The 11,695-nt window shown below is 63.4% G+C and carries 10 protein-coding genes; 3 read left to right on the plus strand and 7 right to left on the minus strand.

Annotated elements, in window-relative coordinates:
- Positions 1-147 precede the first annotated feature (147 nt).
- Together BG457_RS16655 and BG457_RS16660 are read left to right on the plus strand one after the other, a co-directional pair.
- A complete protein-coding gene (locus BG457_RS16655) occupies positions 148-1,776 on the plus strand; it encodes an AMP-binding protein (protein ID WP_071798667.1) in 1,629 nt (542 codons plus the stop codon).
- 51 nt (positions 1,777-1,827) lie between these two features.
- Positions 1,828-2,883 (plus strand): hypothetical protein, encoded by a 1,056-nt coding sequence (locus tag BG457_RS16660; protein ID WP_084657693.1) that lies wholly within the window; start codon positions 1,828-1,830, stop codon positions 2,881-2,883.
- A 47-nt stretch (positions 2,884-2,930) separates the two neighbouring features.
- On the opposite strand, the gene BG457_RS16665 is transcribed toward BG457_RS16660, so the two are convergent.
- From BG457_RS16665 to gatB, 7 genes are all read right to left on the minus strand, one after another.
- On the minus strand, positions 2,931-4,247 hold the full coding sequence (locus BG457_RS16665) for a pyruvate dehydrogenase complex dihydrolipoamide acetyltransferase (protein WP_071798669.1): 1,317 nt from the start codon (positions 4,245-4,247) through the stop codon (positions 2,931-2,933).
- A gap of 15 nt (positions 4,248-4,262) precedes the next feature.
- Positions 4,263-5,642, minus strand: coding sequence for a pyruvate dehydrogenase complex E1 component subunit beta (locus tag BG457_RS16670; protein WP_071798671.1), 1,380 nt, complete (start codon positions 5,640-5,642; stop codon positions 4,263-4,265).
- A gap of 21 nt (positions 5,643-5,663) precedes the next feature.
- Positions 5,664-6,653, minus strand: a complete 990-nt coding sequence (gene pdhA / locus BG457_RS16675) for a pyruvate dehydrogenase (acetyl-transferring) E1 component subunit alpha (protein WP_071798673.1) — start codon at positions 6,651-6,653, stop codon at positions 5,664-5,666.
- Positions 6,654-6,766: 113 nt separating this feature from the next.
- A complete protein-coding gene (locus BG457_RS16680; RefSeq protein WP_071798675.1) occupies positions 6,767-7,606 on the minus strand; it encodes a universal stress protein in 840 nt (279 codons plus the stop codon).
- Between the two features lie 64 nt (positions 7,607-7,670).
- Positions 7,671-8,654, minus strand: a complete 984-nt coding sequence (locus BG457_RS16685) for a Hint domain-containing protein (protein WP_084657694.1) — start codon at positions 8,652-8,654, stop codon at positions 7,671-7,673.
- 108 nt (positions 8,655-8,762) lie between these two features.
- Entirely contained in the window at positions 8,763-9,155 is a 393-nt protein-coding gene (locus BG457_RS16690; protein WP_071798676.1) for a DUF2147 domain-containing protein, read from the minus strand.
- Between the two features lie 143 nt (positions 9,156-9,298).
- Positions 9,299-10,813: an Asp-tRNA(Asn)/Glu-tRNA(Gln) amidotransferase subunit GatB gene (gatB, locus tag BG457_RS16695; protein WP_071798679.1), complete on the minus strand. Its 1,515-nt coding sequence runs from the start codon at positions 10,811-10,813 to the stop codon at positions 9,299-9,301.
- A 190-nt stretch (positions 10,814-11,003) separates the two neighbouring features.
- Here gatB and BG457_RS16700 point away from each other — a divergent pair, with 190 nt between their 5' ends.
- Positions 11,004-11,621, plus strand: a complete 618-nt coding sequence (locus BG457_RS16700; RefSeq protein ID WP_084657695.1) for a hypothetical protein — start codon at positions 11,004-11,006, stop codon at positions 11,619-11,621.
- Positions 11,622-11,695: the final 74 nt, after the last annotated feature.

Here is an 11,695-nt window from a genome sequence, read left to right on the forward strand (position 1 = left end):
TCGAAACAATCTGGACATTTTAGAGGCGCGCAGCATTATGATGGAAACATGCATTTCCTGGTAATCTTGTGTCGATCATGGCCTTGATGTGGCAGGCAGCGCAGAGGTTCGGAAGAAATCAGAAGAAATCAGTCGGGGAGGGCTGTGATGGGGTGGCTGTCGGATGAGACCGGTCTGGAGAAATGCGCGGCCAATCATGTCGCGCTGACGCCGCTGTCGCATCTGCGGCGGGCGATGGATCTGTTTGGCCATCGCGAGGCCGTGGTGCATGGCCGGACCCGGCACAGCTATGCCGAATATGGCGCGCGGGTGACACGCCTCGCCTCGGCCCTGGCCGCGCGCGGGGTCGCGCCGGGGGATGTGGTGGCGACACTTCTGCCCAATATCCCGGCACAGGCCGAGGCGCATTTCGGCGTCCCCGCCTGCGGCGCGGTGCTGAACACGATCAACACGCGGCTGGATGTCGATACCATCGCCTATATTCTGGACCATGGCGGGGCGAAGATCCTGCTTGCGGATAGCGGCTTTCTGGATCTGGCGCGCGCGGCCTGCGAAGGCCTGGACCGCCCGCCCGAGATCATCGAGGTCGCGGATGGGGAAGCCGGGTTCACCGCGTCAGGCGCGCATGTCGAATACGAGGATTTTCTGGCCGGGGGCGATCCGTCCTTTGACTGGATCCTGCCGCAGGATGAATGGGAAAGCCTTGCGCTGAATTACACATCGGGCACGACCGGGCGGCCCAAGGGCGTGGTCTATCATCATCGCGGCGCCTATCTGATGACCATGGGCACGGCCATTGCCTGGCAGATGGGGCTTTATCCGCGCTACATGACCATCGTGCCGCTGTTTCACTGCAATGGCTGGAATCACACCTGGATGCTGCCCATGCTGGGGGGTACGCTGATCTGCTGTCGCGATATCACAGCGAAAGCCATGTATGAGCTGATCGCGGATGAGAAGGTCAGCCATTTCGGCGGCGCGCCGATTGTGCTCAGCACTCTGATCAATGCCCGCGAGGAAGAACGCCGCGCCTTCGATCATGTCGTGCAGGTCTACACGGCGGGCGCACCGCCGCCCGCGGCGATTCTGGCGGCGATCGAGCCCCTGGGCTTTCATGTGACGCAGGTTTACGGGCTGACCGAGACCTATGGCCATGTCACCGAATGCCTGTGGCGGGCCGAGCATTGGGACGGGCTGGAAGATGAAGAGCGCTATGCCATCAAGGCGCGCACCGGCGTTGCCATGCCGATGATGGAAGAGATCACGGTTCTGGACCGTGATACCCTGCAGCAGGTGCCGCGCGACGGGGCATCTCTGGGCGAGGTGATGCATCGCGGCAATTGCGTGATGAAGGGCTATCTCAGGAACCCCGAAGCCACGCGCGAGGCTTTCGCGGGGGGCTGGTTTCATTCCGGCGATATCGCCTATCAGCACCCGGATGGTTATATCAAGATCGCCGACCGGGCGAAGGATATCATCATCTCGGGCGGCGAGAATGTCTCTTCGGTCGAGGTCGAGGGCGTGCTGATGAAACACCCCGCCGTGGGGCTGGCGGCGGTGGTGGCCTTGCCGGATGAGAAATGGGGCGAAGTGCCCTGTGCCTGTATCGAGCTGAAATCCGGGGCCGAGGCGAGCGAGGCCGAGCTGATCGCCTTTTGCCGCGAACGTCTGGCCGGATTCAAGACGCCCAAGCGGGTGGTGTTTCTGGATCTGCCCAAGACCTCGACCGGAAAGATACAGAAGTTTGAATTGCGCGCACAGGTCCGGGCGATGTGACTGCTGGTCATGTCGCTCGGGCTGGGGTAGAGTTCGCTCAAGAATGATAACATGCAGGCAAGCGGCATGACCGCGCTCGACAAGTACAGCAAACTCGAAGGTCCGGGCCTCTGGGCGGCTGCGCGCGATGAACAGCGCCGCGAAGTGGTGGTCAGTTTCGGCGATGCCAGTCTGGTCATCATGGACAGCCGCAGCCTGCTGGTGCTGAGCCATTGGTCGCTGCCTGCGGTCGAGCGGCTCAATCCCGGCAAGCGGCCTGCGCTGTTCAGCCCCGAAGGCGATGGCGGCGAGATTCTCGAACTCGATGATGACTGGCTGATCGAGGCGCTGAAAGTGGTGCAGGGCGCGCTGCGCCCGCCGCGCAGTCTGCTGTCGCGGATGCGCAGGCCGATCATGGCGGCGCTGGGGCTGGGCATGCTGGTGGCGGTCAGTGTGATCGTGCCGCCCGCGCTGGTCTCGCATACGGCTTCGGTGGTGCCGATGGCCAAGCGCGTGGAACTGGGCGACCGGCTGCGCGGGGATCTGCGGCAACTGGGCGCGCGCGAATGTATCAGTTCCTATGGCGAGTCGGCGCTGGCCAGCCTGCAGCGCGCGCTGTTCCAGAGCCCGGCGCAGATTGTCGTGGTCAGGGGGCTGCCGGTGGAACAGCCGCGCGTGCAGCATGTGATGGGGCGCTATTTTCTGGTCGATGCAAGGCTGCTGGAAGAGGCCGAAAGCGCCGAGGCGCTGGCCGGTGCGATCCTGATGGCCGCGCAACGCGCGACAGATGACGACCCGCTGCGCTCGCTCTTGCGCCATGCAGGCGTGATCGCGACCTTCCGGCTGCTGACCTCGGCGGAATTGCCGGAACGCTCGACGCGGGGCTATGCCGCGGCGGTGATGCGCGCGACCCCGGCGCCGCCAGCGCTTGACCCGCTCTTGGAACGTTTCGCGCGGGTGGGGCTGTCGACCCGTCCGCTGGTGGATAATCCCACGCCGCTGGATCCTGCCGTGACCGCGCTGGGCGAGGCGATGCGCAGCAAGGATCCGATGGCGGGTGAACTGCCCGAAGCCGCGCTGCTGAGTGACGGGCAATGGGTCAGCCTGCAGAATATCTGCGACAGTTGAGAGCGCATGTAGGGTGCGTGCTGTAGCACGCACCCTACGACAAGACCTCAGGCCAGCATCGTGATCGGGTTTTCCAGCAGCGCCACGACCTGTTGCAGGAATTCGGCCCCGAGCGCGCCGTCAATCACCCGGTGATCGACCGAAAGTGTCATCGACATGACCGTGGCCACCGTCACCGCGCCATCCTTGCCGATGACCGGTTTCTTGATGCCCGCGCCCACAGCCAGGATCGAGCCATGCGGCGGGTTGATCACCGCATCGAAATTCTCGACCCCGAACATGCCGAGATTGGAAATCGCCATCGACCCGCCGACATATTCATGCGGCGCAAGTTTCTTGTTGCGCGCACGTCCCGCTAAGTCCTTCATCTCTGCCGAAAGTGCGGAGAGCGATTTCAGATGCGCGTCTTTCAGGACCGGGGTGAACAGCCCGCCCTCGACCGCCACGGCAACCGCCACATCCGAGGGTTTGAGCCGCAGCATCCGGTCCCCGGACCAGACCGCATTGCAGCCGGGCACGGCCTGCAGCGCCATCGCACTGGCCTTGATGATGAAGTCATTGACCGAGAGCTTCACGCCACGGCTTTCGAGCTGCTTGTTCAGATCGGCGCGGAAGGCCATCAGCGCATCCAGCTGCACCTCGCGGCGCAGGTAGAAATGCGGGATGGTCTGCTTGGCCTCGGTCAGGCGTGCAGCGACGGTCTTGCGCATGCCATCGAGCGCCACTTCCTCATAGTCGCGGCCCTCATACATGCGCGCGACCTGATCGGCGCTTGGACCCGCAGCCAGCGCGGCTTTTGCGGGGGCGGCGGCAGCGGGGGCTGCTGCCGGGGCAGCGGCCTGCGCGGGCGCGGCAGCGGGTTTGGCATCCGCCACATCGGCCTTGACGATCCGGCCATGGGGCCCCGAGCCGCTGATCTGGCCGAGATCAAGGCCCTTTTCAGCGGCGATGCGGCGCGCAAGCGGTGAGGCGAATATGCGCGTGCCATCCGCGCGCGGCGCGCTGGCAGGGGCAGGGGAGACGGGCGCTTTGGTTTCCCCTGCGGGGGCCGCCTTCGCGCCCGTGTCGGCTTTCGCCTCCGTCGCTGGCGCAGCGGATGTGCCGATAGCGTCGGCGCTTTCGCCCTCTTCCAGGAGCACCGCGATCGGGGTGTTGACCTTCACGCCATCGGTGCCCGCCTCGATCAGGATCTTGCCGACCACGCCCTCATCGACGGCTTCAAATTCCATCGTGGCCTTGTCGGTCTCGATCTCGGCGATCACATCGCCCGAGGCAACGCTGTCGCCTTCCTTGACCAGCCATTTCGCGAGTGTACCCTCTTCCATCGTGGGGGACAGGGCAGGCATCAGGATTTCTGTTGGCATCGCTCTCGCCCTCCCTTAGCGATAGGTGACTTTGCGGGCGGCTTCGACCACTTCATCGGTCGTCACCAGCGCAAGTTTCTCAAGATTGGCCGCATAGGGCATCGGCACATCCTTGCCCGCCAGATTGATCACCGGCGCGTCGAGATAGTCGAAGGCCCGCTCCATCACGACCGAGGTGATGTAATTGCCGACAGAGCCTTGCGGGAAGCCTTCCTCGACCGTGATCAGACGGTTGGTCTTCATCACCGAGGCCAGAATCGCATCCGTATCCATGGGCCGGATCGTGCGCAGGTCGATCACCTCGGCGCTGATCCCGTCCTTGGCCAGTCTCTCGGCGGCTTCCAGCGCATAGGTCATGCCGATGCCGAAGCTGACGATGGTGACATCCGTGCCTTCGCGCCAGATCTTGGCCTTGCCGAAGGGGATGGTGAAATCATCCAGCACCGGCACATCGAAACTGCGGCCATAGAGGATTTCATTCTCCAGAAAGATCACCGGATTCGGGTCGCGGATGGCTTGCTTGAGCAGGCCCTTCGCATCGGCTGCCGAATAGGGCATGACGACTTTCAGACCGGGGATCTGCGCATACCAGGCGGCATAGCACTGGCTATGCTGCGCGCCCACACGCGCCGCCGCGCCATTGGGGCCACGGAAGACGATGGGACAGCCCATCTGCCCGCCGGACATATAGAGCGTCTTGGCGGCAGAGTTGATGATATGGTCAATCGCCTGCATCGCGAAGTTGAAGGTCATGAATTCGACAATCGGGCGCAACCCGCCAAAGGCCGCACCGACCCCGATCCCGGCAAAACCATGCTCGGTGATCGGCGTGTCGATCACACGTTTCGCGCCGAATTCGTCGAGCAGCCCCTGGGTGATCTTATAGGCACCCTGATATTCGGCGACCTCTTCGCCCATGACGAACACATCGTCGCTGCTGCGCATTTCCTCGGCCATGGCGTCGCGAAGCGCCTCGCGCACGGTCTGGGTTTTCATCGCCGTGCCTTCGGGCCAGTCGGGCGAGGTATCGGCCTTGGGGGCCGCCGGGGCGGGTGCGGCGCTGGCGGGGGCTGCGAGTTTGCCTTCGCTGTCATTCAGCGCGGCAGGTGCAGGCGCAGTTTCGGCCTTGGCGCCCTCTGCGGGCACGTCTTCGCCTTCGGCGACCAGAATCGCGATAGGGGTGTTGACCTTCACCCCCTCGGTGCCGGCTTCCACGAGGATCTTGCCGATCACGCCTTCATCCACCGCTTCAAATTCCATCGTCGCCTTGTCGGTCTCGATCTCGGCGATGATATCGCCGGATGCGACGGTATCGCCTTCCTTGACGAGCCATTTGGCCAATGTGCCTTCTTCCATCGTCGGCGAGAGGGCGGGCATCAGTATTTCGGTTGCCATATCTGTTCTCCTCCCAGAGCCTTACGCGTAAATATCCGTCCAGAGTTCCTCAAGCGCAGGCTCGGGGCTCTCTTTCGAGAATTCGGCGGCCTCGTTCACGATGGCCTTGATGTCCTTGTCGATATTCTTGAGATCATCCTCGGTCGCGTGCTTGCCCTGCAGCAGCAATTCGCGGACATGCTCGATCGCGTCGCGTTCCTGGCGCATTTTCTGCACTTCGTCGCGGGTGCGGTACTTGGCCGGGTCCGACATGGAATGGCCGCGATAGCGATAGGTCATGACCTCAAGGATATACGGCCCCTTGCCCGCGCGGCAATGTGCGACAGCTTTCTCGCCCGCGGCCTTGACCGCCAGCACATCCATCCCGTCGACTTCCTCGCCCTTGATCCCGTAGGCCGCGCCGCGTTCCCACAGCGAAGGGGATTTCGTCGCGCGCTGGACGCTCGTGCCCATGGCGTATTTGTTATTCTCGATGACGAAGATCACCGGCAAATCCCAGAGCATCGCCATGTTATAGGTCTCATAGACCTGGCCCTGGTTCGCGGCCCCATCCCCGAAATAGGTGAAGGTCACGTTGTCATTGCCCTTGTATCTGTCCGAGAAGGCCAGCCCCGCCCCGAGCGGCACCTGCGCGCCGACAATGCCATGGCCGCCGTAGAAATGCTTCTCTTTCGAGAACATATGCATCGAGCCGCCCTTGCCCTTGGAATAGCCACCCTCGCGGCCGGTCAACTCGGCCATCACGCCCTTGGGGTCCATGCCGCAGGCCAGCATATGCCCGTGATCGCGGTAAGAGGTGATGCGCTTGTCGCCTTCCTTGGCGGCGGCTTCCAGACCCACGACCACGGCTTCCTGACCGATATAGAGATGGCAGAAACCACCGATCAGACCCATGCCGTAAAGCTGACCGGCCTTTTCCTCGAATCGACGGATCAGCAGCATGTCACGGTAATAGCCAAGCAATTCCTCGGCTGAAACGTTTGATTTCGCTGCGGGTTTTTTCACGGCCATGAGCGGCGCCTCCTCCCCTGAAAGCAATAGTTCAACATTAAACCATCTCTTAGCGCAAAAGAGATTATGTTGCGAGAGTTTTTGCGCATGGCCGCCATGCGTGACCCGCAACCCTATTCGGGCTTGGCCACCAGCATATCCGTGGGCGGCGCGCGCATCAGATCGCGGGCGTAATTGCCCAGTTTGGTCGGGCTGCGACCGGAATGGCTGCCGATCACCACCAGATCGGGTTGCAGCTCTTCGATGCGGAAGCCCAGCACCTCATGCACGCCGCCCGGCACGATCTCGGGCGTGACCAGCCATGCGGGCAGGGACTCGAAATCAAGGAAAGCCTTGCGCAGCAATTCCGCCTCGGTCAGTTCGGGGCTGGTCATCAGATCGGCATTGGGCAGTTTCGCGCTCAGCGGCAGTTGCAGGGCATGGATGGCATGCATTTCCGCATCGGGCGCGATATGCGCCGCGACCCGCAGCGCCCGCGCAGAGGCAGGGCCGAAGGTGATCGCGCCCAGAACCTTGCGATAGGGCGCGCCAGAGCGGGACTGGGCGATCAGCACCGGGCAGTCCACCGATTGGGTGATGCGTTCCAGATTGGTCAGGCGCAGCGTGTCGAGCACCCGGCGCGGCAGATGCAGGCCCAGCACGATCAGATCGGCCTTATGCTCTGCCGCCAGCCGCTCGATCAGATCAGCGGGCGGTTCGGTCGCGATATGGGCCTCGATCTCGATATCGGGGAAGGCCGCGCGCAGTTTCGCGATTTCGGTTTCGGCCTTGGGCAGCGGGGTGTTGCTGACCGCCAGCCGGAAGCGCTTGACCGCCTGCACGCGCGGCTCGACCGCATGGGCCACGATCAGCCGCGCCTGATGCGCCCGCGCAAGCTGGGCCGCGCGCGGCAGCACCGCGGCCGAGCGGCGCGACAGATCTGTGGCGGCAAGGATGGTGCGCAGCGAATACAAGGACAGACCTTCGATCAGGGGCAGCGGGGATCAACCAGAGGCATAGCAGATCAGAACCGGGTCGTCACTTTGCTTTGTCGCGCAGGATGGCGGCGCGTTGCGCCTCGGTGACTTTCTCGACCGGGATATCCTGTGCGAAATGCGCGTGCTGATTGAGTTGCGGAAAGCGCCCGGCCAGATCTTCGGCCAATGTCGCGGGCAGATGTTCGAGCGTGGCGCGCGAGACCAGCATGCTCTCGACCGGGATGCCTTCGACATAGATGATCTGGTGCTGGTCGAAAACAAGGCTGAAATATTCGACGAATCCCGCTTCGCGCTGCAGCACGCGCCGCCCGTCCACCAGATATTGCGCCTGCACCAGCACTTCCGCCCGGCTGCCCAGCCGTTCCTCGCCGCGCTGATAGAGGAAGATGCGTTGCAGGGGGCCGACGGTCAGCGCGCCCAGATTGCCCAGACTGCCCGCCGGAAAGGTGACCGGCGCAAAAGAGCCATGCGCGCGGGTTGTCACCCGCCCGATCCAGCGCAGCGGCTGGGGGCCGTGATCGCGGGTGCGCACCGTCTGGCCGATGGACAGCGCCTCGACCGGGCAGAGCCCGCCATCGCCCAGCGTCACCCGCGCGCCCGGCGCGAAACAGCCTGTGACCAGTTCCGCGATGCGCAGTTCCGTGGCCTCGGGATTGACCGCGATCAGCGTGTAGTCGGTCGCCAGCCGCATCGGGTTCAGCGGCAACAGGAGCAGCGCGGGCCCGGTCTGCAGCGCCAGCGCCGTGACCAATTCGCCATCGGTGGACATGAATTTCAACTCGCCCCGCACGAGTACGCGCGCGCCGGGCATCAGCATCGCCGAGGGCGTGCCCGCCACCTCGCCGAGACGGATCACCTCTCCGATCGAGAGTTTCAGCCGCAGCGCCCTGCTGCGCGGCTCCAGCGCGTAGCGGTCGCCCAGACATAATGAGGCAGGCGGTCCCAGACCGTCGCCTTCATTGATGCCCCAGGTCACGCGAAAGGCGCTGCCCTCGAAGACCTCGCATTCATAGCTATAGGCCAAGCGTCCCCCTGCATTGTCAAAGCCTGCCGATGTCGCCCGGCAGACTATAGCGGGGTTTCTGCGGCTGTCATCCTGTCTGCGGCGGCAGTGGTGCAATCGCGCGACAGGTCAGTTGACGCGCGTCCAGTCCGATTCGCGGCAGATGAAGGCCACGCAGCCCGAGACCCCCAGCGTATTGCCGCGCAGGCTCATCTTGGCGTTATAGGTGTTGTCGCGGTCGGGCGCATAGACCTTGCCATTGCCATAAGCGCCATTGCCCTGCGGCACCATGTCCCAGACGATTGCACGGCCGATATTGGGGCTCTGGATCTGCTGGCCCGCGCCGTTGAAGGCCTTTTCCAGCCCGCCGCATATCTTGCCATTCGCGCAGGTCTGGATGCGGACATGGCCGTAATTGCCATTGTCGTCAGGCTTGGTTTTCCAAAGCCCGTGCACCGGATCGGCGAAAGCGGGCAGGGTGAAAGCGGACAGCATGACAGCTGCCAGGGTCAGTTTGCGCATGAGTGAACTCCTCCCAGAGAGGTTCAACTCTTGCACAAACCCGGCCCCGATCAAGCACGACCTCGCGTCAAGCTGCGGGTGATGCCGTTTCGCTGGTTTTCGGTAGGGTGCGTGCTCAGCACGCACCCTACGGATCGCAGCCGCTAGAGCCCGAGTTTCGCCGTCACGATCTCATTCACCGCCGCCGGGTTGGCCTTGCCGCCGGTGGCCTTCATGACCTGACCCACGAACCAGCCCGCAAGCTTGGGGTTCTGCTTGGCCTTTTCCACCTGCGCCGGATTGGCGGCGATGATCTCGTCGACCGCCTTCTCGATGGCACCAGTATCCGTGACCTGCTTCAGCCCGCGCGCTTCGACGATCTCGGCCGGATCGCCGCCTTCGGTATAGACGATCTCGAAGACATCCTTGGCGATCTTGCCCGAAATCTCGCCGGCGCGGATCAGCCGGATGATGCCGGCAAGCTGCGCGCTCGAGACCGGACTGTCGGCGATCTCGCGCGCGTCCTTCTTCAGCCGCCCGAACAATTCGTTGATCACCCAGTTTGCGGCCAGCTTGCCATCCCCGGCCTCGGCGGCCACCGCCTCGAAATAGGCGGCATTGGCTACATCCGCCGTCAGCACGGATGCGTCATAATCGGTCAGCCCGAAATCGGCCATGAAGCGCGCTTTCTTGGCATCCGGGAGTTCCGGCAGCGAGGCCGCGATCTCATCCACCCAGGCCTGTTCGATCTCCAAGGGCAGCAGGTCGGGGCAGGGGAAATAGCGGTAATCATGCGCCTCTTCTTTCGAGCGCATCGAGCGTGTCTCGCCGCGGTCGGGGTCAAACAGCCGCGTTTCCTGATCGACCTTGCCGCCATCTTCCACAATCGCGATCTGGCGGCGGGCCTCATATTCGATGGCCTGCTGAATGAAGCGCATCGAGTTCATGTTCTTGATCTCGCAGCGCGTACCGAGATGGCCGAAATCCTGAGTTGCCTGATAGCGTTCATAGGCACCGGGACGGCAGATCGAGACATTCACATCCGCCCGCAGATTGCCGTTCTGCATATTGCCGTCGCAGGTGCCAAGATAGCGCAGGATCTGGCGCAGCTTGCCGACATAGGCCGCCGCTTCCTCGGGCCCGCGAATATCGGGGCGCGAGACAATCTCCATCAGCGCGACACCGGTGCGGTTGAGATCCACGAAAGACATATTCGGATCCATGTCATGGATCGACTTGCCCGCATCCTGCTCGACATGGATACGCTCGATCCGCACCAGCCGCGCCACGCCCGCGCCCATCTCGACCAGCACTTCGCCTTCGCCCACCAGCGGATGGTAAAGCTGGCTGATCTGATAGCCCTGCGGCAGGTCGGGGTAGAAATAATTCTTGCGGTCAAAGGCCGAGCGCAGATTGATCGCGGCCTTCAGCCCCAGCCCGGTGCGCACCGCCTGTTCGATGCAATATTCATTCACCACCGGCAACATGCCGGGCATGGCAGCATCGACAAAGGCGACATTCGAATTGGGTTCCGCCCCGAAGCGGGTCGAGGCGCCGGAAAACAGCTTGGCCTGACTGGAGACCTGCGCGTGGATCTCCATCCCGATCACCAGTTCCCAATCGCCCGTCGCGCCGGAAATCACCTTGGGCTTGGGGGTCTCATATGTCAGATCGAGCATCTTGCGCGTCCTTTGGCCAATCGCATCGCGTGACTTCTAGCCAAGCCGTGCCAGCGCAGCAAGGGCCGGTTTCGGCGATTCCCCGCCGAAAAAGGGCAGATCCGCCGGGGCGGATTTGCCAACCCCCCCTGATTCGGCGCATTGCTGCACTGCAGCGCAATTTGGGCGCTGTGCCGCTTTCGGAAAACTGATGAAACCTTCGCTGCCTGTCACGCCCTTGCTGGCCGCTGCCTTTGTCGCCATGACCGCCGGGTGCACCCTGTCGGCCCCCGAGCCGAAGGCCAAATCCTCCGATGCTATCGATGTTTCGACCCGCTGGGATCATCGGCCCGAAGCCGAGCTCTGGACCGCAGCGACATTCGACGCGCTCGACAATGGTGGCCGGGCTCTGGTGAAAACAGTGCCGCGCGATATCGACAGTTTCTGTCCGGGCTATGCCAAGGCCGATATTGACGGGCGCAAGGCGTTCTGGACGGCCCTTTTCTCTGGACTGGCCGGTTATGAAAGCACCTGGCGCCCAGAGGCCGCAGGCGCGGGCGGGCGCTACCGGGGATTGCTGCAGATCTGGCCCACTTCGGCGCGCAATTACGGCTGCGATGTCTCGCATCCCAACGGGCTTTATGACGGGCCGACCAATCTGCGCTGCGCTTCGCGCATTGCCGCGCAGGCCGTGGCGCGCGATCAGGTCGTGGCAGGCAGCCCCGGTCGCTGGGGCGGTGTGGCGCGCGACTGGCCGCCTTTGCGCAATGCCAGCAAGCGCGAGGATATCGCCGCGTTCACCCGTACCCTGCCGGTCTGTCAGGCCTGAGCCGGGCGGATTTTCTCGGCCAGCTTCAGTCTTTGCTAACCCTTTTGCGCCAGATTTGGCGGCAGGACGGGTGG

This window comes from Natronohydrobacter thiooxidans, assembly GCF_001884735.1.
GTDB lineage: Bacteria > Pseudomonadota > Alphaproteobacteria > Rhodobacterales > Rhodobacteraceae > Roseinatronobacter > Roseinatronobacter thiooxidans_A.